This window comes from Rhizobium sp. AC44/96, from assembly GCF_001692185.1.
GTDB lineage: Bacteria > Pseudomonadota > Alphaproteobacteria > Rhizobiales > Rhizobiaceae > Rhizobium.
This window is the reverse complement of the sequence record NZ_LXKO01000008.1, coordinates 63,391-87,796: the sequence shown is the minus strand read 5'-3', so window position 1 is coordinate 87,796 and position 24,406 is coordinate 63,391. Positions and strand designations below refer to the sequence as shown.

Sequence of the window (24,406 nt, the reverse complement as noted above, 5' to 3'; positions counted from 1 at the left end):
AGCGAGCGGCCTCCAGGGAGTTCATGTGTCGTCCGTCCAGTCTATCGCCGCTCAATCCGCCAGCCTTCCTTTGCCGGTTCGCCCGGCTCTGCAATCTCGTCCCGAAGTGATTCGGATCGCTCATTTGGAGCCCAGCCATTAGGCCAATGCAAGCCCGCTCATTTTGCCGTCTTCGACCACCAGACGTCGGGGAAACCGGTCGAGTAGGTCGGGAGTTCGGCGGGCCTGTCGAACTTGTCCCAATAGGCGATCGGGATGTCGGAGCGATAATAGAGCGGCACGACATAGTGCCTTGCCAGCATCACGCGATCCATCGCCTTGATCGCCGCGATCTGGTCCTCGCGGCTCGGCGCGAAGATGATCATCTTGATCAGGGCATCGACGGCGGGATCGGCGATACCGGCATAGTTGCGCGAACCCTGCTGATTGGCCGAGGCCGAGCCCCAGTAATCGGCCTGCTCGTTGCCGGGGTTCATCGTCTCGGCCCAGACATTCCAGATCATGTCGTAGTCGAAGCTGCGGACGCGGTTGGTGTATTGCGAGGGATCGACGGTGCGCACGCGCGCGTCGATGCCGATCTTGCGCAGCGCCTGGGTGTAGGGAACGGCCACGCGTTCCAGGGTCGGGCTGCTCAGGAGCACCTCGAAGGACAATGGCTTGCCCGTCTTGGTGTTGACCATCTTGTTGCCCTGGATCGAGTATCCCGCCTCCTTGAGCAACGCGATCGCCTTGCGCAGGTTGTCACGGCTCTTCTGCGGATCGCCGCCGACCGGGTTGGAGTAAGGCGTGGTGAAGATTTCCGGCGGCACCTTGTCCTTCAGGCCCTGCAGGATCTCAAGCTCGCGTCCCTCGGGCAGGCCCGAGGAAGCGAGTTCGGTGCCGAAGAAGAAGCTGTCGACACGCTTGTAGGCGCCGAAGAACACCGTGCGGTTCATTTCCTCGAAGTCGAAGGCATAGTTCAGCGCTTCGCGTACCCGCTCGTCCTTGAAGATCTCGCGGCGCATGTTCGGCACCATCGCCTGCATGATGCCGGTCGCCCGCAGCGAGTTCGGCAATTCCTCGCGCTTGATGCGACCGTCCTTGACGGCCGGGAAGTTGTAGCCGGTGGCCCAGCGGCTCGCCTGGTTTTCCTGCCAGAAATCGACGTTGCCCGCGCGGAAGCCCTCGAACTCGACGTCTCGGTCGCCGAAATAGGTGTAGGCGATGGTCTTGAAATTGTTCTGGCCAACATTGACGTTGACGTCCTTGCCCCAATAGTCGTCACGCAGTTCGTAGCTGATCTTGGAGCCTGCGGAGAAGGCGCCGATCTTGTAGGGTCCCGACCCCATCACCGGTTCCAGCGTCGTCTTGGTGATGTCGCGCGGCTTGCCGTCCGGCCCGTTGGCTTCCCACCACGCCTTCGGCACGACCTGCAGCTGGCCAAGAATATTCGGCAGCTCCTTGTTGCCCTTTTCATCGAACGTGAACGTCACGTCGCGCTCGCCTGTTTTCTCGGCTTTGACCACGTGCCCGTAATAGTTGGATAGCAGCGGGTTGAGCTCTTTCGATTTCTCGAAGCTGAATACAACGTCCTCCGGCGTCACCGGGCTCCCGTCGGCCCACTTGGCTTCCTTGCGCAGCCGGAACGTCGCGCTCGATATGTCATCGGGGTAGGAGAGGCCTTCCGCTAGCAGTCCATACGAGGCGAGAAGCTCGTCGTCGGCGGATTTCATCAGGGTTTCGAAGACGAGCGTCAGCCCCGTCACGGTTTCGCCCTTGCTGAGCAGCGGGTTGAACGTGTCGAAGGTGCCTGTCGTCGACAGGTTGAGATTGCCGCCCTTGGGCGCATCGGGATTGACGTAGTCGAAATGCGTGAAGCCCGGCTTGTACTTCAGTTCACTGATGACAGAGCTGCCAATGCGGAAATCAGGCTCCTGGGCCGCTGCTTGCAGAGGCAGGGCGATCGCGCCGAAAAGAGAAAAGACCAAACCAAGTTTCGACAACGCACGCACCATTCGCCAGCCCCAATTGTTTTGCTTTCGCCGAGAATAGGCGAAAAGCTGGCGAAAAACAGGTGAGGCTCAGGTTTTTATCCCGTTCGCGAAATCGTGACTGAGGGACCGCCGCGATCGTGGCTCAAGGGGTCGCTTCATCCAGCCTCTTGCGCAGCATTCCGCGAAGCTCGGTCACCATGCGCGGGTCGCCCGCGATATCGGGGTCATACGCCGCCGTGACGATAATGCGCAAAAGTTCAAGCACGAGGGCGGCCAGGAGATCCACGTCCTGTTCGATCGATGGCACCGCAGTCCTGAGGAGCGCGGCAATGTTGGCGCGGAGCTCGGCGCGCGACTTGGCCTTGCGGTCCTTGGGGATATCCCGGCGCGCTGCAAGCACCGGGAACTCCGGAAACTCGCCGAGGAAATTGCCCAGCCGCGCGAAAATCTCTTCGCCGATCTCGGCCGCACGCTTGCCGGCGACATCGTGCTGCAGGTCCAGCAGGATCGTGTTGAGCTGGCGCAGCCGTTCGATATGAAGTGCTTCGGCCAGCAGCGCCTTGGTCGGGAAGAACTGATAGAGCGAGCCGATCGATGACTTGGCCTCCGCGGCGATCTCCGTCATCGTCGCAGCTTCATAGCCTTTTTCGACGAAGACCTTGGCCGCGGCTTCCGTCAGGATGGCCACGCGTTCACGGCCCCTCTGCTGTTTGGGTGAACGATTTGCAGTGTCAGCGCTTGATTTTTGTGAGGGCATCCTCATATTTCCAATTGTGAGGATATCCTCATGTTTATCCCGGAGCCTTTCATGTCCCTTTATGATCCCAAGACAACAGCCCTGATCTCTATCGATCTGCAGGGCTTTATCATCACCAGACCCGTTGCGCCCCATTCCTCTCAGCAAGTCATCGACAACACAGCCGAGATCGCCAAGGCCCTCAAGGCTGCTGGCGGAACGACCATTTTCGTCACGATCGGATTCTCAACGGACTATGCGGATGCTGTCAACCAGCCGACCGACGAGCCGATCGCCTTCCCGCAAGGTGGCCTGCCGCCTGAAGCCCTTCGCGAGCCACCGGAAATTGCGGCGCTAACCCCTGATGTTCGCATTACCAAGCATCAGTGGAGCGCGTTCTATGGCACCGAGCTTGATCTCCAGCTTCGCCGTCGCGGCATAAAGACGGTCATTCTAACCGGGATCGCCACGAATTTCGGTGTCGAGGCCACGATCCGCGATGCGTTTGCGCACAACTATGCGGTTTTGGCCGTCGAAGATGCGACGACGACCTTCTCGGCCGAAATGCACGCCTTTGCTTGCGAGCGGATATTCCCGCGCCTTGCCCGCGTCCGAAAGACGGCCGAAATTCTGGCCAATAACTGAAACCTAGCTGCTGCCTGACTCTGTCGGCGCGAGATCGTCGTTGAAAACATCGATTCACCAAAGTTGCTTTTCACGATAGATTCCAAGGCAAATCACTCGACCCCGGTCGACAGCAGTTCAGGACATGGCATGGCTTTCCGCATCGCCCAGACTTTCCACGCAATCGGTAAATTGGCGCTCGCCGGCACGATAGGCGCAAGCCTGATCGCCGGCGATGTCGCCGCCCAACAGAAGCAGCCGAGCCCGGGCAGCGCCAAGGCCATCTTTGGCGGTGTTGCGTTGCCGACGCAGGGCCCGGCGCAGCCTTACGGCTTTTATGCCAAAGGCTGCATGGCCGGCGCTGTGGCGTTGCCGACCGATGGGCCCAACTGGCAGGCGATGCGCCTCTCGCGCAACCGGCGCTGGGGGAACCCCGCGACCATTGCCTTGCTGGAGCAGCTTTCGCGCGACGCCGCAAGGTATGACGGCTGGCCGGGTCTCCTTGTCGGCGACATCTCCCAACCGCGCGGCGGACCGATGTTCAATGGCCACGCCTCCCACCAGATTGGTCTTGATGCCGACATCTGGCTTACGCCGATGCCGTCGCACCGGATGAGCGCCGACGAACGCGAAACCTTGCCATTCACCACCATGCTGCAGAAGGAGGCCTTCCTGACGATCAATCCGAACGTCTGGAGTGACTCACGCGCCCGTCTACTCATGCGCGCGGCGAGCTATCCGCAGGTCGAGCGCATCTTCGTCAATCCGGCCATCAAGAAGAAGATGTGCGACACCTGGACTGGCGATCGCACCAATCTCGGCAAGCTTCGCCCCGAATACGGGCATGACTCGCATTTCCATATCCGCTTGAAGTGCCCGCCCGGCGTCGCTGGATGCAAGGCCCAGGCGCCGGTTGCCGCCGGTGACGGTTGCGATAAATCGCTGGCGTGGTGGTTCACCAAGGAGCCCTGGGCCGCTCCGAAGCCGCCCAAGCCCGGCACTAAACCCGTCAAGCCGCGTGAGGTGATGGTCTCGGACCTGCCGAACGCATGCGCCGCCGTTTTGGCCGCGCCATCGGTCGCGTCGGTTCGGGCCGCAACGTACGGTGGTGCGTCCGCGGCAGAAGCGCTGACCGTTGCTCCCGCCGCCGAACCCGCAGCCGCATCGGACGATGCACTGCCCGCGATCGGCCCTGTGCCGGATGACAAGCCGTAAGGTTGAAATCTTGGCTTTGGGTACTCTTTCAAAGCCAAGTCTCTTCGTATAGAAGCGCTCAAATCGATTGAATTTTCGAATGGAGGTCTCCTTTTATGGCCAGTGGCAAATGCCTCGCATTGATTGCGCATGACCAGAAGAAGGACGACATGGCCGAGTTCGCTCGCCGCAATCGCGAGACGCTGGCGACGAACTGGAAAATCGTCGCCACTGGCACGACCGGCGGCCGCGTCTTGGACGCCGCCCCAGACCTCGACGTGACACGCTTGAAGAGCGGCCCGCTCGGCGGCGACCAGCAGATTGGCGCCTTGATTTCGACCGGTGAGGTCGATGCGCTGATTTTCTTCGTCGATCCTTTGACCCCGATGCCCCACGATGTCGACGTCAAGGCGCTAATGCGACTTGCCATCGTCTATGATATTCCAATGGCACTCAACGAAGCGACGGCCGACAGGCTGATCGCAAATCTTCACGCTTAACCGGCGCGCATCAACGGAACCTGCCATGCACCAGCTCGACAAAAGCGAAGCCTCTATGCCTTTCCCGATCCTGATCGGCGATATCGGCGGGACCAACGCCCGCTTTGCCATCATTGCAGATGCTGGCGCGGAACAGGTCAACTTCCCGAATGTCCGCACGGCCGAGTTCGAAACGATCGATGATGCCATCCGCGTAACCATTCTCGAAAAGAGCGCGGTCAAGCCGCGCTCGGCCATTCTGGCAGTCGCGGGCCCGATCAGCGATGACGAAATTCCCCTGACGAACTGTGACTGGATCGTTCGCCCTAAGACGATGATCGAGGGCCTCGGCTTCGAGGACGTTCTTGTTGTCAACGATTTCGAGGCTCAGGCCCTGGCGATCGCCGATCTCTCGGACGAGAACCGGCAGCGTCTCGGCAATGCATCAGGCGAGATGGTGGCCTCCCGCGTCGTGCTTGGGCCCGGCACCGGCCTGGGGGTCGGCAGCCTCATTCACGCGCGAAACACCTGGATTCCTGTTCCTGGGGAAGGTGGGCACGTTGATCTGGGGCCGCGCACCAGGCGCGATCTGCAGATATTTCCGCATGTCGAGACGATCGAGGGTCGCGTGTCTGCCGAGCAGATCCTCTCCGGCCGCGGTATCGTCAACCTCTATCGCGCCATCTGCATTGCCGATGGCATCGATCCGGTTTACACCGATCCGGCAGACATAACGTCACACGCGCTGGCCGGAACCGATCACGTGGCCATTGAGACGATCGCGCTGTTTTCGACCTATCTCGGCCGTGTCGCTGGCGACATGGCCATGATTTTCATGGCGCGGGGCGGCGTGTTCCTCTCCGGTGGCATCTCCCAGAAGATCTTGCCGGCCTTGATGAAGCCCGAGTTCCGGGCCGCCTTCGAAGACAAGGCGCCGCATTCCGCTCTACTGTCGACCATCCCGACCTACGTCGTTACCCATCCTCTCGCGGCGCTGGCCGGCTTGTCTTCCTATGCCCGCAAACCGGAGAGCTTTGGTGTATCAACCGACGGCCGCCGCTGGCAGCGCTAGGCTACTCTAGCCAAACCGGCGCCAATTCTCTATAGAGCCGCACGAGCGCAGGCCGCATTGCGGCTTGCTTGTCCGAGACAGGAAGCCAGATTTTTGCCTTCACCCGACACCTCGCCGAGCCATATTGATAGCAGTACGGTCACGGCTGTTCTGAAACGCGTCATCGCTGAAAATGGCCGCGACCACATCTGGGGCTATGCGATCGCTATTGTCTGCCTGGTGATTGTCGCGCTATCGACGTCGTTTACAGCCTGGATCATGAAGTCGGTTATTGACGAAGCCTTCGCCAATCGCCGCGCCGATGTCGTCTGGATCATCTGTCTGTCGATCTTCGTCGCCTTCGTGCTGCGCGGCTTTGCTGGCTACATCCAGGCGGTGACGCTTTCGAAGATCGGCAACAACATCGTTGCGCGCTACCAGCGGCGCCTCTATGCGCATCTGATGACACTATCCGTCGGTTTTTTTACCGAAGCGAGATCGGCGCGGATCGCGGCACAGGTCAGCCAGAATGTCAGCGGTATCCGCGACGTCCTCAACCTGACAGTCACGTCGACCGCGCGTGACATGTTGACTTTCGTCTCGTTGCTCGGCGTGATGGTTTACCAGGATCCGTTGCTCAGTTGTGCCGTGCTGGTCCTTGCGCCGCCCCTGTTGCTGGCACTGCGCTACCTTTCGAAGCGCCTGCGTCAGGTCACCAAGGAGTCGATCCACCTGAACAGCCACGTGCTTGGCGCGATGCAAGAGACAATTCAGGGGATCTCCATCGTCAAGGCGTTTACGATGGAAGCCGAGCTGGAACGCAAGATCAACAAGATCATCGCGGCTGCCGAAGGCCGCTCCAACAAGATCGCGCGCCTTTCGGAGCGCAACGCGCCGATGACCGAGAGCTTTGCCGGCCTCGCCGTCGCCAGCGTGCTTGCTTATGCAGCGTACCGAGCGATCTATAACAACGTGCCGCCGGGCGCGTTCTTCTCCTTCGTCACGGCGCTGCTGCTTGCCTATGACCCGGCCCGCCGCTTGGCGAAACTGCAGGTGCAGATGGAGCGCGCCGCTGTCAACGCGCGCATGATCTACGAGCTCCTCGACATGCAGCCACGCCAGCGCGACCTGCCGGATGCCAAGCCGCTGGTGGTGACGGAAGCCCGGATCGAGCTGCGCGACGTGGCTTTTGCCTATGGCAACGACGACGTTCTGAACGGCGTCAATTTTGTCGCCGAGGGCGGCAAGACGACCGCGCTGGTCGGCCCGTCTGGTGCGGGCAAGTCGACGATCATCAATCTCATTCCGCGCTTCTACGATCCGAAGTCCGGGCAAATCATGATCGACGGTCAGGATATCGCGCATGTGACCAAGCAGTCGCTACGCGAGCAACTGGCCTATGTCTCGCAGCAGCCGTACCTGTTCGAAGGCTCGATCCGTGACAACATCCGCTACGGCCGCCCGACGGCGACCGACGCAGAAATCGAGGAGGCTGCACGCCTCGCCTATGCGCATGATTTCATTCTCGCCCAGCCGGAAGGCTATGACACGCCGGTCGGCGAGAACGGCGTGACGCTCTCGGGCGGCCAGCGCCAGCGCCTGTCAATCGCGCGTGCGCTGGTGCGCAATGCGCCGATCCTGCTGCTCGACGAAGCCACCTCGGCGCTCGATACGGAATCGGAAGCGGCGGTGCAGAAGGCGCTTGACGAAGCCATGACCGGCCGCACCGTGGTCGTCATCGCCCACCGGCTGTCGACAGTGGTGCGCGCCGACAAGATCGTCGTGATGCAGCAGGGCCGCGTGGTCGAAGAGGGCAATCATGAGGCGCTTGCGCAGCGCCGTGACGGTCTCTACGCTCGCCTCAACAATCTGCAGAGGCCCGCGGCCTCGGATACGAACTGATAGAAATTTAGGACAGCCTGAGATGAGCGATGCTGCGATGAAGCTGGTGGTGGTTGGTGCAGCAGGTCGCATGGGGCAGGCGCTCATTCGGTTGGTCCACGAGATCGATGGCGTGACGCTGCATGCCGCCGTCGCCCGCCCGGGCTCGGCTTTCGTCGGCAAGGATGCCGGCGAAATCGCGGGCCTCGGCCCGAACGGCATCATCATTGGCGACGATCCGCTGGCGGCTTTCCTGCATGCAGACGGTGTTCTCGATTTCACCACGCCGGCAACGACCAACGAATTTGCAGCACTCGCGGCTCAGGCCCGCATCGTCCATATCATCGGCACGACAGGCTGCTCGACCGAGGACGAGGCGAAGATCGCAGCTGCCGCACGCCACGCCCGCATCGTCAAGTCGGGCAACATGGGCCTCGGCGTCAATCTCTTGAGCGTCCTGGTCGAACAGGCCGCGCGCGCGCTCGATCCCGCCGATTGGGATATCGAAGTTCTCGAAATGCACCACAAGCGCAAGGTCGATGCCCCCTCGGGCACCGCGCTGCTTCTGGGTGAAGCGGCTGCCAAGGGGCGCGGCATCGATCTCGCCACCCATTCCGTACGCGTCCGCGATGGCCACACAGGCCCGCGCGAAGCTGGCACGATCGGTTTTGCCACGCTGCGCGGCGGCTCGGTCATCGGCGAACATTCGGTCGTTTTCGCCGGCGAAGGCGAGCTGGTCACCATGTCGCACAGCGCGGGCGATCGTTCGATCTTTGCGCGCGGCGCCATCAAGGCCGCCCTTTGGGCGCGCGACAAGAAACCCGGTCTCTATTCCATGCTCGACGTACTCGGGCTTTCCCAACACTGATCTATTTTGGAGGCATCTTTCATGAGCGGTACCCTCGTCCTCGTTCGCCACGGCCAGAGCGACTGGAACCTCAAGAACCTTTTCACCGGCTGGAAGAACCCCGAACTGACCGAGCTCGGCGTTCAGGAAGCCAACACCGGCGGCAAGGCGCTGGCAGATTACGGCATCAAGTTCGACATCGCCTTCACCTCCGATCTGAAGCGCGCCCAGGACACGTTGAAGATTATCCTCGACAACGTCGGTCAGCCGGGCCTTCAGACGATCAAGGATCAGGCCCTGAACGAGCGCGACTACGGCGATCTCTCCGGCCTCAACAAGGACGACGCCCGCGCCAAGTGGGGCGAGGAGCAGGTCCATATCTGGCGCCGTTCCTACGATGTACCGCCTCCTGGTGGTGAAAGCCTGCGTGACACCGGCGCTCGCGTCTGGCCGTACTACCTGACTGAAATCCTGCCCCGCGTCCTGCGTGGCGAAAAGGTGCTGGTCGCCGCCCACGGCAACTCGCTGCGCTCGCTGGTCATGGTCCTCGACAAGCTCACCAAGGAACAGATCCTCGGTGTCAACCTCGCGACCGGCGTTCCGATGGTCTACAAGCTCAACGCCGACTCCACCGTTGCTTCCAAGGAAGTGCTCGGCGACATGTCAGGCGCGCACTAAACATCGATTGCGCCGCGCATCGTTTGCTGCGCGGCGCTTTTCCAACCTGACGGTATTGGCTTTTCAGCCTTTTGACGTGTCAGTAGCCTGAGGCGCCCTCTTCCGCGCCGCCTCGAAGTCAGGCAGGCGATTGGCGATCCATTGCCAGAGCGTCACCACCTCCACGAGAAGCTCGCCGCCGAGCGGCGTCAGTTCATATTCGACCCGTGGGGGCACCTGCGGATAGAGCGTCCGCGTCACCAGGCCGTCGCTTTCGAGCGTCCGAAGCGTCTGCGTCAGCACCTTCTGGCTGATCCCCTCGACCCGCTCCAGAACCCGCGAAAAGCGCAAGGGACCCTTGGCCTCCGCCAGGATGTGCATCACTCGCAGCGGCCATTTGGCGCTGGCGCGTTCCAGCATCTCGCGGGCCAGCGCATCCTGCGCGTCGGTCAGCGTCTCGCAAAAATCGAATGTACCATCGTCGATGTACGTTACCATTAGGTATGTATAGCTCCTTTGGGTGCCTTCTTTCAAGATGAAACCATCTTGCCTATATGGTCTTGCGACGGATCAAGGAGATTTCGGATGTCACAGGTTTGGTTGATTACAGGCACCTCGCGCGGCCTCGGCAGGGCGCTCGCGGAAGCGGTGCTGGCCGCGGGGTACAAGCTGGTCGCGACCGCGCGCGATCCTTCGCAGCTCGAGGACATCAAGCAGCGCTATGCCGGCAATGTCTTGACGATTCCTCTTGACGTGACCGACGAGCAATCGGCCGCCGATGCAGTAAAGGCAGCCGTGGAGACGTTCGGACGCCTTGATGTACTGGTCAACAATGCAGGCTATGGCGATGTCGGATCGATCGAGGACACCACCCTTGCCGATTTCCGCGCCCAGATCGAAACGAACCTGTTCGGAACCATCATCGTCACCAAGGCCGCACTGCCGCTGATGCGCGAGCACGGCTCCGGCCACATCATCCAGGTTTCCTCTGTCGGCGGCCGCATCGGCCCCGCCGGCCGCGCGCCTTATGCGGCGGCGAAGTGGGGCGTCGAAGGCTTCTCGGAGGCTCTCTCCCGGGAAGTCGGCCCGCTCGGCATCAAGGTGACGATCATCGAGCCCGGCGGCTTCCGCACCGATTTTGCCGGCGCCTCCACCACGCTCCGCGAAGGGCGCCCGGAATATGAAGGCACGGTCGGCAAGATGGCCCGCTACCAGCGCGACTACAGCGGCAAACAGCCGGGGGATCCCGCAAAGGCGGCCGCTGCGATCATCCATGTCGCCGGTGTGGCTGAGCCGCCGCTACGCCTGCTGCTCGGCAGCGATGCAGTGCGTGGCGTCGAGCAGAACGACGCGGCACGGGCCAGCGAGCATGCCGCTTGGCGCGACCTCAGTGTTTCCACAGACTTCGAGCCCGGCGCCGGTGCCGGAAAGTTTCCGTGGGAAGCCGGGAAATAACGACCGGCCCTGTCATCGATGCCGGAGACCTTTCCCGGCATCGGCCTGACCTAGTTCTCGATCGTGAACTGCACCCGATCCGCCGCAAACCGGCTGATCGCATATTGCACTGGCACGCCCTCGAGGTCGGTGTTGACGGCCTTGGTGATCAGCAGGATCGCGCCGGGGGCCAGTTCGAGTGCTGCGGTATCCGCCTCGTCGGCATGGACGGCGGTGATCTCGGTGGTCGAGCGCACGTAGTCTGATAGTCCAAGCTCGGCAAAGGCCTTGGTGATGGATTCGGTCCGCTTGTAGGCGTCCGGCATGCCGCCGAAGCGCGCGGCCGGAAACCACGCCGTCGCGCAGGAGACCGGGCGGCCATCCGCCTTGCGAACCGTTTCCATGCGGATGACCGGATCGCCCGGCCGGATCTTCAGCCCGCGTGCCACTTCCGCGTCGGCCTTCTCTTCCGAATAGGAAAGCAGTAGCCCGCGCATCTCGCGCGCCTGCTCGCCGATCCCTGATGTAAAGCGGGTGCGTTTGGTGATCGGAAAGTTCAGCCGCTCCTTGCGTTCGATCAGCGTGCCGCGTCCCTGCACGGCGCGTACGATGCCTTCCTGGGCAAGCGCCGCGATCGCGCTTCTGACCGTATGCCGGTTGACGCCGAACTGCAGCGCCAGCACCGTCTCCGGCGGCACCATGCCGGTCTCGTCATAGGCGCCGGCGCTGATCGCCTGGCGAATGCGGTCGGCGATCTGCCGCCACAGCGCCACGCCCGTCTGTCTTTGTACCTGCCCAGCCATTTTACCCCTTGATGTCACACGCTTGTCATGTCGCCGATTTAAGCGTAACCATATCTTGTATAGTTGTCTATATCAATAGACATTTAAAGGATGTGGCGATGACCTTAGCGGAAAAGAATGAGCCGGGGGCAGGAGGGCGCAAGCGCGTCGTCGACCTGCTTGCGCGTGCGGATCGGCAGGAGCTGGTCGAGGCGTGGGACAAGCTGGCGGAAAAGCCCGCGGCCCAGCCGGTGCGCGGACCGGAAACCGGCCTCGTCATGGTTCGGGGCCGCATGGGCGGCGGCGGTGCGCCGTTCAACCTCGGTGAGGTGACGGTCACCCGCGCCACCGTGCGCCTGGCATCGGGCACCGTCGGTCACGCCCAGGCGCTCGGCACGGATCGCGAGAAGGCCCGGCTTTCCGCCATCTTCGACGCACTCTGGCAGGAGCAGGCGACGCAATCCTTCGTCGAGCAGGCGCTTCTGCAGCCGATCGCCGCACGTGTGGCGGATGCCGATCGCCGCAAGGCCGATGAGACTGCGGCAACCCGCGTTGATTTCTTCACCATGGTTCGCGGAGACGACTGATGAGCCTCAAGACGGAAGCCCCCAAGAATGATGCGTTGGCCGGCGGCTTTGCCGAGCCGGTCTTCCACGCCCAGAGCGTCTTCAAGCTGATGATGGATGCGATGGCGCGTCCAGGCACGATCCAGACGGTCGCTCCCGACGCCCTGCCGCCGGCACCCCTCGGCGTTGCTGCCGGCGCGATCGCGCTGACGCTCTGCGATCATGACACCCCGGTCTGGCTGTCGTCAGGGCTCGCAAAGTCCGCCGTGCCGCAATGGCTCGGTTTCCACACCGGTGCGCCGGTCACGCCCGAGAAGGCCGAAGCCCGCTTTGCCTTCGTCGAAGCCGGAACGCCGCTGTCGTCCTTCGGTCTCTTTGCCGCCGGAACCCAGGAATATCCGGACCGTTCGACGACGCTTGTCATCGAACTGGCGGATCTCGAGGCAGGCCGCAAGCTGGCGCTGATGGGCCCCGGCATCAAGACGGTGACCGATATCGCGCCGCTTGGCCTGCCCGATACCTTCCTGCGCCTCTGGACGGAGAACCGCGCCCTTTTCCCGCGCGGCATCGACATCGTGCTGACCTCTGGCAGCCGGTTCGTCTGCCTGCCGCGCACCACCAAGATCACCGCAACGGAGATGTGACCCATGTATGTTGCTGTCAAAGGGGGCGAGGCCGCCATTGCCAACGCCCATCGCCTGCTGGCGGATCGCCGTCGCGGCGACCGTTCGTTGCCGGCTATCGGTATCGACCAGATCGTGGCCCAGCTGGCGCTGGCCGTCGATCGCGTCATGGCCGAAGCCTCGCTTTACGATCGCACGCTTGCTGCTCTCGCCGTCCGCCAGTCGCGTGGCGACATGATCGAAGCGATCTTCCTGCTTCGCGCCTACCGCACGACGCTGCCGCGCTTCGGCTATAGCCAGCCGATCGACACGGTGCGCATGAAGATCGAGCGCCGCGTCTCCGCCACTTATAAGGATCTGCCCGGCGGCCAGCTGCTCGGCCCGACCTTCGACTATACGCATCGCCTCCTCGACCCGTCGCTCCTTACCGATGAAGCGGTCGAGGAGCCGACGCTCCGCGACGCCGAATCCGGTCGCGTCATGCGCGTTTCGGAAATCCTCGCGCAGGAAGGCCTGATCGAGGGCGATGGCGAAATGCCAGAAGATCACGAGATCGGCGACCTGACGCGCGAGCCGATGGAATTCCCGATGACCCGCGATCTGCGCCTGCAGGCGCTGGCCCGCGGCGACGAAGGCTTCCTGCTGGCGCTCGGCTATTCCACGCAGCGCGGTTACGGCCGCAACCATCCCTTCACCGGCGAAATCCGCATCGGTGAGGTCGAGGTCGAATTCGATGTTCCCGAACTCGGCTTCGCCGTTTCGCTTGGGCTCATCCAGGTCACCGAATGCCAGATGGTCAACCAGTTCAAGGGTTCGTCCAAGGCGCCGCCGCAGTTCACCCGTGGCTACGGGCTGGTCTTCGGCCAGAGCGAGCGCAAGGCTATGTCCATGTCGCTCGTCGACCGTGCACTGCGCGCCGAAGAACTCGGCGAGGACATCACCGCCCCGGCGCAGGACGAGGAATTCGTCATCTCGCATGCCGACAACGTTCAGTCGACCGGCTTCGTCGAGCACCTGAAGCTGCCGCATTACGTTGACTTCCAGGCGGAACTCGATCTGGTCCGTCGCATGCGCAACGAATTCGAAGCCAACCGCATCGGCGGCGACGATACCATCAAGGAGGCTGCGGAATGACCGATCTGGCCACGTACAATTTCGCCTATCTCGACGAACAGACGAAGCGCATGATCCGCCGCGCGATCCTGAAGGCGATCGCCATCCCCGGCTATCAGGTGCCCTTCGCCTCCCGCGAAATGCCGATGCCATATGGCTGGGGCACCGGCGGCGTCCAGGTGACGGCTTCGATCATCGGGCCGGATGATGTACTCAAGGTCATCGACCAGGGCGCCGACGATACGACCAACGCGGTTTCCATCCGCGCCTTCTTCCAGAAGGTTGCCAATGTCGCGGTGACGACGCACACCAAGGATGCAACGATCATCCAGACCCGCCACCGCATCCCGGAAGAAAAGCTTGGGGTGAACCAGGTGCTGGTCTATCAGGTGCCGATCCCCGAGCCGCTCCGCTTCCTCGAACCGCGCGAGACCGAAACCCGCAAGATGCACGCGCTTGAGGAATATGGCCTCATGCATGTGAAGCTCTACGAGGACATCGCGCACAACGGCCGCATCTCGAAGACCTATGCTTATCCGGTCAAGGTTGCCGGCCGCTACGTCATGGATCCGTCGCCGACGCCAAAGTTCGACAATCCGAAAATGCACATGTCGGACGCGCTGCAGCTCTTCGGGGCAGGGCGCGAGAAGCGCATCTATGCCGTTCCGCCCTATACCGAAGTCGTCAGCCTCGATTTCGACGACTACCCCTTCGAGATCCAGCGCTTCGGCAAGCCCTGCGCGCTCTGCGGCGCCGAAGAGGTCTATCTCGACGAAGTCATCCTCGATGACAAGGGCGGGCGCATGTTCGTTTGCTCCGATACCGACCATTGCGAAGACCGCCGCGCCCACGGGCATGCCGGCGAGATGTTGGCACCCAATCAGGAGGCCGCCGAATGAGCGACACCCCGCTTCTCAAAGTCAATGACGTCTCGAAGTTCTATGGCAACCGCATTGGCTGCCGCAATGTCTCCTTCGAGCTCTGGCCCGGCGAAGTGCTCGCCATCGTCGGTGAATCCGGCTCAGGCAAGACGACGCTGCTCAACTGCATCTCGACCCGTCTGATGCCGACCACCGGCAGCGTCGAATACCACATGCGCGACGGCGCCTATCGCGACCTCTACCGCATGAACGAGGCGGAGCGCCGCTTCCTGATGCGCACCGACTGGGGTTTCGTGCATCAGAATCCGGCTGACGGCCTGCGCATGACGGTCTCGGCCGGTGCCAACGTCGGCGAACGCCTGATGGCAATCGGTGACCGCCACTACGGCAATATCCGCTCCACCGCCATCGACTGGCTGCAGCGCGTCGAGATCGACGAAGGCCGTATCGACGACCAGCCGCGCGCCTTCTCCGGCGGCATGCGGCAGCGCCTGCAGATCGCCCGCAATCTGGTGACCGGCCCGCGTCTGGTGTTCATGGACGAGCCGACCGGCGGCCTCGATGTGTCGGTGCAGGCCCGCCTGCTCGATCTCGTTCGCGGCCTCGTCAACGATCTCGGCCTGGCCGCGATCATCGTCACCCACGACCTCGCCGTCGCGCGCCTGTTGTCGCACCGCATGATGGTGATGAAGGATGGCCATGTCATCGAGCAGGGGCTGACCGATCGCGTGCTCGACGATCCGCGCGAGCCGTACACGCAGCTCCTCGTTTCCTCCATCCTGCAGGTCTGATCGCGAATGCCATTCTGACTCCGGCTACCGGTGTCCGTGGCAAGCGAAACTAAGGAAAGAAATCATGGCAACGCCACTCGTTGTTTCTGAAGTCGTCAAGAGCTTCACCATGCACCTGCGCGACGGCATCAAGCTGCCGGTCGTTTCGGATGTGTCCTTTTCCGTGGCTTCAGGGGAATGCGTCGTCCTCGGCGGTCCGTCGGGCATCGGCAAGAGCTCGCTGCTGAAGATGATCTACGGCAATTATGCCGTCGATAGCGGCCAGATCCTCATCAAGCATCACGACAAGATCGTCGATCTGGCAACGGCCGACCCGCGCACGGTCATCGCCGTGCGCCGCGATACGCTTGGCTATGTCAGCCAGTTCCTGCGCACCGTTCCGCGCGTCGCGGCGATCGACGTTGTTGCCGAGCCGCTGGTCGCCCGTGGCGAGAAGGCGGAAACGGCGCGCGAGAAGGCCGCAGACCTTCTCTCGAAGCTGAACCTGCCGGAAGCACTCTGGCAGCTTCCGCCGGCCACCTTTTCGGGCGGCGAGCAGCAGCGCGTCAACATCGCCCGCGGCTTCATCACCGATCACACGGTCCTGCTGCTCGACGAGCCGACCGCCTCGCTCGACGCCAGGAACCGCGCCGTCGTCGTCGGCATGATCGAGGAAAAGAAGAAGGCGGGTGTCGCGCTTCTCGGCATCTTCCACGATGAGGAAGTGCGCGAGGCCGTCGCCGACCGCATTCTCGACGTCCAGAAGTTTTCGCCGCGAAAGGCAATCGCAGCATGAGCCGCAAGATTGGCCTCGAACCCTATTTCCATGAAACGGCATCCGTGAAGAACGCCACCTTCGGCCGCTTCACAGAGGTCTCGGAGCGTTGCCGCATCGAGGAAGTCGAGTTCGGCGACTATTCCTATGTCATGCAGGATGGCGCCATCTGGTGCGCGACGATCGGCAAGTTCGTCAACATCGCCGCCTCGGTGCGCATCAACGCCACCAACCACCCGACCTGGCGCGCAACGCTGCACCACTTCACCTATCGCGCCGCCGACTACTGGCCGGATGCCGATATGGAGACCGACTTCTTCGAATGGCGCCGCTCCAACCGTGTCGTCATCGGCCACGACGTCTGGATCGGTCACGGCGTCACCATCCTGCCCGGCGTCACGGTCGGCAACGGTGCGGTTATCGGCGCCGGCGCCGTCGTCTCCAAGGATGTCGCCCCCTACACGATCGTCGGCGGCGTCCCTGCCAAGCTGATCCGTGAACGCTTCCCCAAGGACGTCGGCGAACGCATGGACAAGCTCGCCTGGTGGGATTGGGAGCACGACCGCCTGCGCGTCGCCCTGGCCGACTTCCGGGCGCTGAGCGCCGAAGATTTCCTCGCCCGCTACGAAGCATGATCGGGCGTCCCGGACGGGGCGCTCATCCCGCCCCGGAGCTTGGCCATTCAAAATCGGCCGGCCGACCGCCGTTACTCGAGGCTCGCCCGGGAGCTAAAAACTTGCAGCCGACGAAGCATCGGCGCACCCCATTGTCACAATAGTCGCGTCTGTCTCTGCTAGGAAAGAACAGGAGATGACCCCTGTTTGCCGCAAGGTTAACCACGGGTCTTGGCCGCGAATGAGCTTACGCGAATGCCAATTTCTGTAAGAATCGGAAACACATTGTGACTAAGTATTTACAAAAGCTACCCTTTTCCGACTTGTCTCGTAAACCTACTTCATGGATATTAGACTGATCTTGAGGAAGTCATCATGATCAGAATGATTGAAGATCCGGCGGAATTGGCCGGCGAAGATATCACTGGCAAGTATATTCTGCGCAAACTGAACTATCATTGGTTCGCTTACGGCAAGGCTGCGATCGTGACGGCCTGCAAGGGCACGATCCTGGAGCTGGATCGTGAGGAAACAGTCTATTCCGAACAGTGGGGCCGTCGCGCCTACACGGGAACCGGCAAGCGCTATCCGGGCGGCATCTGTCCGATATCGGCAGTCGCCTGCGTCTGCGATACCCCGGACGAGGTAAATGCCGTCATCCAGCTCGATGTCGACGCGCAAGAAGAGTTCTATCGGTTGATCGCCAAGACGGAAGCCAGGGTTCGCGCTCTTGCATCTACCTCTGAGAATACGGTGTTTCTGGCTGCTGCCGAATAGGTCTGGCGTTCCCGGTGGTTCGGTGTAAGACCGAGCCCCCCGCGATCCATCCCTGGCGGATGGACGTCAAAAGGCGCAAATGACCGATAACACCGACCCTATCCTGTTTCCTGAAAGCATCGCGACCGGGCACGATCTCCACGTCTTCGCCGATGGTTGCTACGAACCAGCATCCGGGGAAGGCGGCTGGGCCTTCGTGGTCTATCGCGACGATGCGGAAGTCGCCTCCGGTTTTGGCGGCGTCAAGGTTACTGCCAACAATGCGACCGAACTGATCGCCCTGCTCGAAGCCGTTAGGTGGATCAACGCCAACGCCACGGAGGAAACAGCCATTGTCTGGTCCGATTCGGCTTACGCCGTCAGAGGCTGCAATCAGTGGCGCCACATCTGGAAGAACAACGGCTGGAAGAAGATAAGCGCCAACACAAAGGTCCGAAGCCGAACCATCGCAAATCCGGATCTCTGGAAGGCGATCGACGGTCAGCTGTCTCGCAATCGCCTGCTGACCATCGCCTGGTGCAAGGGCCATTCGGGCCTTGCCGGCAACGAGCGAGCCGACGAACTCGCCGAGCGCGGCCGCCTGTCGTTGCGCAGCAAAGGTACCTGATGAAGCGTTGACAGCCCCGCCCGCACGGGCGCGCGCGCTAACGCTTGCCGTATCCGCCCGGTGTCGGCGTTGTCACGATCACCGCGTCGCCGGCCTCAAGGACCGTCTGGTCGCAAGCCTTCAGCATTTCCACCTGTCCGTCCGCACGGCGAACTGCCGTGCTCCCCGTTTGACCATCCTCGCCACCGTCCAGCCCGCGTGGTGGGTGTGAGCGGTGTGACGACAGGATGGCGCACTCCATCTTTTTCAGGAAGCGGATCGTTCGGCTGGTGCCGTCGCCCGCTGACCAGCGGCCTTTGCCGCCCGAACCCTGCCGGATGTGAAAGTCCTCGAGCAGCACGGGGAAGCGGAGTTCGAGAATCTCAGGATCGGTAAGCCGTGAATTGGTCATGTGCGTATGGACGCCCGACGTTCCCGCGAACCCGCGCCCGGCATTCGTGCGGCCCGCAGGCGATCCGGAGCAGATCGTTTCATAATATTGGTACTTCTCGTTGCCGAAGGTGAGGTTGTTCATCGTGCCTTGCGCATTGGCGAGTGAGCCCAGTGCCGAAAACAAGGCATTCGTAACGTGCTGCGAGGTCTCGACGTTGCCCGCGACCACAGCCGCCGGGTAGGCCGGCTTCAGCATGCAGCCATCGGGTATGATGATGTTGATCGGGCGCAGGCAACCGGCGTTCATCGGGATCATGTCTTCGACCATGACGCGGAAGGCGTAGAGAACGGCGGCGCGCGCGACCGGCTCCGGCGCATTGAAGTTGTTCTTCATCACCGGCGAGGTACCGGTGAAGTCGACTGTCGCCTCGCGTTTCTGGCGATCGACGGTGATCTTCACCTTGATCACCTGTCCCGTGTCAGTCGGGTATTCGCATTCGCTTTCGTCGGGCAACAGCGACAGGACCCGCCGCACGCTCTCGGCGGCGTTGTCCTGAACATGACCCATATAGGCCTGCACGACATCCAGGCCGAAGTGCGAGACCACCTTGCGCAGCTCGGCAACGCCCTTCTCGTTGGCGGCAATCTGCGCTTTCAGATCCGCAACGTTCTGGTGCGGGTTGCGCGCTGGAAACGGATGATCCTGTAGCAGGTGGCGAAGCTCGGCTTCGCGGAATTTGCCCTGTTCGACCAGCTGGAAATTGTCGAACAGCACACCCTCCTCATTGACCGTCGTCGCCAGCGGCGTCATCGAGCCGGGCGCAGTGCCGCCGATATCGGCGTGATGTCCACGTGAGGCAACGTAGAACAGGATGTCCTTGTCGGCGTCGTCGAAAACCGGAGTGACGACCGTGATGTCAGGAAGATGCGTGCCGCCATTGTACGGCGCATTGAGCGCGAATACGTCGCCCGGTCGGATATTGCCCGCGTTCAGACGGATGATCGTCTCGACCGACCGGTCCATCGAACCGAGGTGGACGGGCATGTGCGGTGCATTGGCCACCAGCGCGCCGGTATGGTCGAAGACAGCACAGGAGAAGTCGAGCCGTTCCTTGATGTTGACCGAATAGGCGGTGTTCTGCAGCGTCACGCCCATCTGCTCGGCGATCGACATAAAGAGATTGTTGAATACCTCGAGCATGACGGGATCGGCCTCGGTGCCGAGGGCGGCCTGTCTGCGCTTCTTTTCCACCCGCCGCATGACGACGTGGTCTTTGGCGCTGATCTTAGCCTGCCAGCCGGGCTCGACCACGATGGTCTGGTTCTTCTCGACGATAAGCGCCGGGCCGTTGAGGCGATGTCCGGGCCGAAGGGAACCGCGCATGAAGATGCCAGCCTGATGCCAGGCGCCCTCGGTGAAGAGCGGCCGCGTTTCTGAAGCCGCTGCCTCGATATCCTCGATCGGCGCATCGCGTTCACTCAAGCCTCGCTCGCGACTGTCCTGCCCCTCGACGGCCACCAGTTCGACGATCATCGCCTTGTCGTCGTAGATGAAGCCGAATTGCGCCTTGTGGACTGCCTCGAAGTCGAGACGCGCCTGTTTCAGAGAGCCGCTCTCGAAGCCGACCGGAAGCGCGGTATCGGTTCCGTCATAGCGCAGGTGCAGGATCGGGCGGGTGCGCGTCTCGGCTTCCGGCACACCCTGGCTCGCGAGCTCCGCGTGGACGTTCTCGCGCAATTCGCCAATCAATACCTCGATCGCCGTCAGTGTCTCCGGCACGAGCGGCTTTATCAACGCCTGCTGGCGCGTCGCGAAGACCGAGGACAAGCCGATCCCATAAGCTGAAAGCAGGCCCGAGAACGGATGAACCAGCACCGCCTCCATGCCGAGCGCATCGGCGACCAGGCAGGCGTGCTGGCCACCTGCTCCGCCGAAGCAGTTCAACAGGTACTCCGTGACATCGTAGCCGCGCTGAACCGAGATCTTCTTGATGGCATTCGCCATGTTCTCGACCGCGACGGTGATGTAGCCCTCCGCTACGCTTTCAGGGCTGCGGCCATCGCCGATCTCGTCTGCCAGGGCTTCGAACCTGTCGCGCACGACTTGAATGTCGAGCCGTTCGTCCTGCTCCGGACCGAAAATCGCCGGAAAAAGATCCGGTTGCAGCTTTCCGAGCATGACGTTAGCGTCGGTGACGGCCAAGGGGCCGCCGCGACGATAGCAGGCAGGTCCCGGATTGGCGCCCGCCGAATCCGGCCCGGCGCGAAAACGCCCCGCCTCGAAATGAAGGATGGAGCCGCCGCCCGCCGCAACCGTATGAATGCGCATCATCGGCGCGCGGACGCGAACACCCGCGACCTCGGTGTCGAAGGCGCGCTCGTACTCGCCATCATAATGCGCCACGTCGGTCGACGTCCCGCCCATGTCGAAGCCGATGACGCGTTGATAGCCGGCAAGCTTTGCCGTTTCCACCATGCCGACCACACCGCCCGCGGGCCCGGATAGCAGTGCATCCTTGCCCTTGAACAGCTCGGCCGCCGTCAGTCCTCCGGAGGACATCATGAACATCAGGCGCGGCGACGTTTCGCCGTCGCCATCCAGCCGCTCGACATCGACGCCCAGTTCCTCGGCCACCCGTCGCACGTAGCGGCCGAGGATCGGCGAGAGATAGGCATCGACAACAGTCGTATCTCCCCGGCCGACGAGCTTGACCAGCGGCGAAACCTCGTGGCTCACGGACACCTGTCCGAAGCCGGCGTTGCGGCAGAGGGCCGCCATCTGCAATTCGTGCTCTGGAAATTTCCAGGCGTGCATGAAGACAATCGCCACCGCGTCGATGCCGTCGGCCTTCGCCCGGGCCACTTCGGCCTCGACCGAGGCGAGGTCGAGCGGCCGTTCGATGCGGCCGTCCGCGCAAACCCGCTCGTCCACCTCAATGACGCGGTCGTAGAGCTGCTCGGGGAGAATGATCTCCTTGGCAAAAATGTCCGGGCGTGCCTGATAGGCAATGCGAAGCGCATCGCGAAAACCCCGGGTGATGAGCAGCAGAACGCGATCGCCCTTGCGCTCCAGCAGGGCGTTGGTGGCGACCGTGGTGCCCATCTTGACGTCGCCGATGCGGCCGGCGGGGATCGGTTCGCCGGTCTGGAGCCCCATGAGCGTGCGAATGCCCTGGATTGCCGCGTCCCGGTAGACCTCAGGATTCTCGGACAGCAGCTTGACCGGATGCAGCGCCCCATCTGGGGCGCGGCCGATGACATCCGTGAAGGTTCCGCCGCGATCGATCCAGAAGTCCCACTTGCCGCTCATCTCAGCCATCCTGTTTTTAAAATCCGATGCTCGGATGACATAGGCGGCTTTTGCGGTCATTATGTCAATAAATTATCGATATTCTGTCAGTGAAGGATGTCATGAAGGACCCGCAGCTTTCAATCGGCCCGATCGTTTCGTCGTCGCACCTTGCCGAAGGTGCAATGCCGGCATTGTCCGAACTCGAATTCGCGCTGACGGTGATGGGCAATGCCTTTCACAGCTGGATTGTTCGATGCATGACGGCCGCGGGCTATCCTGGCCTTGGTCACATGGAGGTGCTCATCCTGCATGCGACCAACCATCGCCAGCGTGAAAAATCGCTGTCGGACCTCTGCGTGATGCTCAACATCGAGGACACCCACATCGTCACCTACGCGGCCAAGAAGCTGCAGGGCAACGGGCTGATCATGACCGGCCGGCGTGGCAAGGAAAAGACCCTGAAGGTGACCGAGAAGGGCGCGGCCGCTTGCCGCCGCTATGGCGAAATGCGCGAAGCGTTGCTCATCGCCGACGCGAGGACATTGCATCTCGACGAGGCGGATATTAGCCGGCTTGCAGGACTCATGCGCGTCCTCTCAGGTCAATATGACCAGGCCGCACGCGGTGCGGCGAGCCTCTGACGACCTATCAGAAATCAAGGGATTGCTGTGCAGGCGCCGGCGGCGCAAGGTGAACGCCTTCGAGTTCCAGCATCCGCGCCTTGGACGTCGATCCGCCTGGGGCCGAAAAGCCGCCGATCTTGCCGCCAGCGGCCAACACGCGATGGCAGGGAATGATCAGCGCGACCGGATTTTTCGCCATCGCCTGCCCGACATCACGCGCCGCTTCCGGGCCGGCGCCGAGCTCCTTCGCGAGCGCTCCGTAGGTGGTGGTATGGCCCCATCCGATCTTGCGGGCGGCGTCGTAGATCCGCCTGAAAAACGCGTCCTGCTCTTCAAGATCGAGCGTAATCCCGGTGAAATCGGTCTCTTCGCCGTCAAAATAGTGCTTCACAGCAAGGATCGCGTCGGCGACATCGGGTGGCGGGTTGCCGCTCTCAGCGCCAGGGATGCGGCGAACCAGCAGGCGCTCGGTGGCGTCCGCTGCCTTGGTGGGCAATTGAAAGCGCGTGATCCCGACATCGTTCCACGCAATGCCGCAAAAGCCGGCAGCGGTTTCGAAGATGAGATACTGGTGTACCGTCTGGGCCATGAGGCTGGTCTCCATGTTCGACCGACCTCAAGACTCCTACGCCCGCGTTTCGAATTCAACCCGTTTCTTGCGCTCGATAGACCTAGGCGGCGGTAGCCTCTGTGACCGCCAGCTCGGCCATGGCGAGCGCAGCCTCGCGGGTCTTGGCGGCGGCGATGAAGCGGCCGTTGTGGCAGAAGCTCGCACCCGCGACGCCGCAAACCGCTTCCAGATCCCCATTGGTCAAACCGGCCCAGGCGGCAGGAAGATCCGCCCGCAACTCGAACCCTTCGTCGCCACGGCGGATACCGGTCAGGCACCAGTCCTTGTCGCGGGGATGGACAACAAACAGCAAGTGATCGGCGCCTGCCTTCACGATGGCGGGCCGGAAGGGCATTCCCATCGGCAACTCGAGAACGCGGCCTTCGCCGGTTTCCTCAATGGCACGGAGCACAAGCGCTTCGGCACGCAGCTTTGCGGCGCGCTTGCCGATACTCGCCTCGACGAAGCTGCGGGCGACCGCCAGCGCGGCGTGGAAGGCGCGGTCGTCGGCGTCCGGATCGGTCTCGTCGAATGCGGGCTTCAGCGTCTCCAGCAAGGCCGGCAGCGTCAACGCCGCCAACGGGCCGGACGGGCTCAGCGCCCCATTGTCCACCAGATCGATCGGCAGCACGAAACCGGCATCGAAGCCGGCATGGACCGCCTCGATATCCGCTTCCGGAAGATTGGAGGCGGCCAGATAGTCACGGCCATAGTGCTTCCAGATCAATCCGAACGAGCTGTACGGCTGGCCGTCTTCGCGTAGCGGCGCGCCGCGCTGATGGTGATCGAATATCTGTGCGGCAGCGTCATACCCGCCGCCGACGTCGTAGATGATGCGGTCTGCGCCTGCCGTGATCCACTCCGGCGCCCTGCTGCGCACCAGCCGTGCCTGCGGGAAAAGCCGGGTGAGGATGACGCTGGACAACAGTTCATCGGCATGGAAGCCACCGGAATGGGTGACGAGAAAATCTGGGATCATGCAGCTAGGCGCCTCGTTGCTCGCGGTGGGATCCGCTTCGATTGGCGACCTGATAGCCGTTGCCGGGTGCCATCTCAACCCGCCTTTCCGGGATTCTGACGTGAACGACTGGTGTTCGAGACGCCCAACAACGCGAATATCTCAAA

General features: G+C 62.4%; 25 protein-coding genes. 18 read left to right on the top strand and 7 right to left on the bottom strand.

Annotation, left to right across the window (positions count from 1 at the left end; all coding sequences use genetic code 11):
• Nucleotides 1–158: 158 nt before the first annotated feature.
• Together A6U87_RS09600 and A6U87_RS09595 are read right to left on the bottom strand one after the other, a co-directional pair.
• On the bottom strand, nt 159–1,994 hold the full coding sequence (locus tag A6U87_RS09600) for an extracellular solute-binding protein (RefSeq protein ID WP_065691033.1): 1,836 nt from the start codon (nt 1,992–1,994) through the stop codon (nt 159–161).
• Between the two features lie 121 nt (nt 1,995–2,115).
• Nucleotides 2,116–2,730, bottom strand: a complete 615-nt coding sequence (locus A6U87_RS09595; RefSeq protein WP_065691032.1) for a TetR/AcrR family transcriptional regulator — start codon at nt 2,728–2,730, stop codon at nt 2,116–2,118.
• 51 nt (nt 2,731–2,781) lie between these two features.
• On the opposite strand from A6U87_RS09595, the gene A6U87_RS09590 reads away from it, so the two are divergent.
• From A6U87_RS09590 to A6U87_RS09560, 7 genes are all read left to right on the top strand, one after another.
• Entirely contained in the window at nt 2,782–3,354 is a 573-nt protein-coding gene (locus A6U87_RS09590) for a hydrolase (RefSeq protein WP_065691101.1), read from the top strand.
• Nucleotides 3,355–3,483: 129 nt separating this feature from the next.
• Nucleotides 3,484–4,548 (top strand): penicillin-insensitive murein endopeptidase, encoded by a 1,065-nt coding sequence (mepA, locus tag A6U87_RS09585; protein WP_065691031.1) that lies wholly within the window; start codon nt 3,484–3,486, stop codon nt 4,546–4,548.
• A 95-nt stretch (nt 4,549–4,643) separates the two neighbouring features.
• Nucleotides 4,644–5,027: a methylglyoxal synthase gene (locus A6U87_RS09580; protein ID WP_065691030.1), complete on the top strand. Its 384-nt coding sequence runs from the start codon at nt 4,644–4,646 to the stop codon at nt 5,025–5,027.
• A 25-nt stretch (nt 5,028–5,052) separates the two neighbouring features.
• Complete coding sequence (locus A6U87_RS09575; protein WP_065691029.1) at nt 5,053–6,078, top strand: glucokinase; 1,026 nt, start codon at nt 5,053–5,055, stop codon at nt 6,076–6,078.
• 93 nt (nt 6,079–6,171) lie between these two features.
• Nucleotides 6,172–7,959, top strand: coding sequence for an ABC transporter ATP-binding protein (locus A6U87_RS09570; RefSeq protein WP_065691028.1), 1,788 nt, complete (start codon nt 6,172–6,174; stop codon nt 7,957–7,959).
• A 22-nt stretch (nt 7,960–7,981) separates the two neighbouring features.
• Entirely contained in the window at nt 7,982–8,806 is an 825-nt protein-coding gene (gene dapB / locus A6U87_RS09565; protein WP_065691027.1) for a 4-hydroxy-tetrahydrodipicolinate reductase, read from the top strand.
• A gap of 21 nt (nt 8,807–8,827) precedes the next feature.
• Nucleotides 8,828–9,463, top strand: a complete 636-nt coding sequence (locus tag A6U87_RS09560) for a 2,3-bisphosphoglycerate-dependent phosphoglycerate mutase (RefSeq protein WP_065691026.1) — start codon at nt 8,828–8,830, stop codon at nt 9,461–9,463.
• 63 nt (nt 9,464–9,526) lie between these two features.
• Here the strand turns inward: A6U87_RS09560 and A6U87_RS09555 are convergent, their stop codons facing one another.
• Nucleotides 9,527–9,940: a helix-turn-helix domain-containing protein gene (locus A6U87_RS09555; RefSeq protein WP_065691025.1), complete on the bottom strand. Its 414-nt coding sequence runs from the start codon at nt 9,938–9,940 to the stop codon at nt 9,527–9,529.
• Between the two features lie 87 nt (nt 9,941–10,027).
• Between A6U87_RS09555 and A6U87_RS09550 the strand changes: the two genes are divergently transcribed.
• Nucleotides 10,028–10,897 carry an oxidoreductase gene (locus A6U87_RS09550; RefSeq protein ID WP_065691024.1) on the top strand — a complete coding sequence of 290 codons (870 nt, stop codon included), beginning with the start codon at nt 10,028–10,030 and terminating at the stop codon, nt 10,895–10,897.
• 50 nt (nt 10,898–10,947) lie between these two features.
• Here A6U87_RS09550 and phnF read toward each other — a convergent pair whose 3' ends face one another.
• Nucleotides 10,948–11,679, bottom strand: a complete 732-nt coding sequence (gene phnF, locus A6U87_RS09545; RefSeq protein WP_065691023.1) for a phosphonate metabolism transcriptional regulator PhnF — start codon at nt 11,677–11,679, stop codon at nt 10,948–10,950.
• A gap of 98 nt (nt 11,680–11,777) precedes the next feature.
• On the opposite strand from phnF, the gene phnG reads away from it, so the two are divergent.
• The 9 genes from phnG to A6U87_RS09500 all read left to right on the top strand — a co-directional run bounded on the left by phnG (nt 11,778) and on the right by A6U87_RS09500 (nt 18,384).
• Nucleotides 11,778–12,245, top strand: a complete 468-nt coding sequence (phnG, locus tag A6U87_RS09540; RefSeq protein WP_065691022.1) for a phosphonate C-P lyase system protein PhnG — start codon at nt 11,778–11,780, stop codon at nt 12,243–12,245.
• Nucleotides 12,245–12,868 carry a phosphonate C-P lyase system protein PhnH gene (gene phnH, locus A6U87_RS09535; RefSeq protein ID WP_065691021.1) on the top strand — a complete coding sequence of 208 codons (624 nt, stop codon included), beginning with the start codon at nt 12,245–12,247 and terminating at the stop codon, nt 12,866–12,868. The genes phnG and phnH overlap by 1 nt, the downstream gene beginning before the upstream one ends.
• 3 nt (nt 12,869–12,871) lie before the next feature.
• Complete coding sequence (locus A6U87_RS09530) at nt 12,872–13,981, top strand: carbon-phosphorus lyase complex subunit PhnI (protein WP_065691020.1); 1,110 nt, start codon at nt 12,872–12,874, stop codon at nt 13,979–13,981.
• Nucleotides 13,978–14,859 (top strand): alpha-D-ribose 1-methylphosphonate 5-phosphate C-P-lyase PhnJ, encoded by an 882-nt coding sequence (locus A6U87_RS09525; RefSeq protein WP_065691019.1) that lies wholly within the window; start codon nt 13,978–13,980, stop codon nt 14,857–14,859. The genes A6U87_RS09530 and A6U87_RS09525 overlap by 4 nt, the downstream gene beginning before the upstream one ends.
• Nucleotides 14,856–15,632: a phosphonate C-P lyase system protein PhnK gene (phnK, locus tag A6U87_RS09520; RefSeq protein ID WP_065691018.1), complete on the top strand. Its 777-nt coding sequence runs from the start codon at nt 14,856–14,858 to the stop codon at nt 15,630–15,632. The genes A6U87_RS09525 and phnK overlap by 4 nt, the downstream gene beginning before the upstream one ends.
• A gap of 64 nt (nt 15,633–15,696) precedes the next feature.
• Complete coding sequence (gene phnL, locus A6U87_RS09515; protein ID WP_065691017.1) at nt 15,697–16,407, top strand: phosphonate C-P lyase system protein PhnL; 711 nt, start codon at nt 15,697–15,699, stop codon at nt 16,405–16,407.
• A complete protein-coding gene (locus A6U87_RS09510; protein WP_065691016.1) occupies nt 16,404–17,021 on the top strand; it encodes a DapH/DapD/GlmU-related protein in 618 nt (205 codons plus the stop codon). The genes phnL and A6U87_RS09510 overlap by 4 nt, the downstream gene beginning before the upstream one ends.
• Before the next feature lie 354 nt (nt 17,022–17,375).
• Nucleotides 17,376–17,777, top strand: a complete 402-nt coding sequence (locus A6U87_RS09505) for a hypothetical protein (protein WP_065691015.1) — start codon at nt 17,376–17,378, stop codon at nt 17,775–17,777.
• 79 nt (nt 17,778–17,856) lie between these two features.
• A complete protein-coding gene (locus tag A6U87_RS09500; protein WP_065691014.1) occupies nt 17,857–18,384 on the top strand; it encodes a ribonuclease H in 528 nt (175 codons plus the stop codon).
• Nucleotides 18,385–18,421: 37 nt separating this feature from the next.
• On the opposite strand, the gene A6U87_RS09495 is transcribed toward A6U87_RS09500, so the two are convergent.
• A complete protein-coding gene (locus tag A6U87_RS09495; protein ID WP_065691100.1) occupies nt 18,422–22,066 on the bottom strand; it encodes a hydantoinase B/oxoprolinase family protein in 3,645 nt (1,214 codons plus the stop codon).
• 101 nt (nt 22,067–22,167) lie between these two features.
• Here A6U87_RS09495 and A6U87_RS09490 point away from each other — a divergent pair, with 101 nt between their 5' ends.
• On the top strand, nt 22,168–22,689 hold the full coding sequence (locus A6U87_RS09490) for a winged helix DNA-binding protein (RefSeq protein ID WP_065691013.1): 522 nt from the start codon (nt 22,168–22,170) through the stop codon (nt 22,687–22,689).
• A 7-nt stretch (nt 22,690–22,696) separates the two neighbouring features.
• On the opposite strand, the gene A6U87_RS09485 is transcribed toward A6U87_RS09490, so the two are convergent.
• Nucleotides 22,697–23,260 carry a methylated-DNA--[protein]-cysteine S-methyltransferase gene (locus tag A6U87_RS09485; protein ID WP_065691012.1) on the bottom strand — a complete coding sequence of 188 codons (564 nt, stop codon included), beginning with the start codon at nt 23,258–23,260 and terminating at the stop codon, nt 22,697–22,699.
• Nucleotides 23,261–23,342: 82 nt separating this feature from the next.
• Nucleotides 23,343–24,260 carry an MYG1 family protein gene (locus tag A6U87_RS09480; protein ID WP_065691011.1) on the bottom strand — a complete coding sequence of 306 codons (918 nt, stop codon included), beginning with the start codon at nt 24,258–24,260 and terminating at the stop codon, nt 23,343–23,345.
• Nucleotides 24,261–24,406 lie beyond the last annotated feature (146 nt).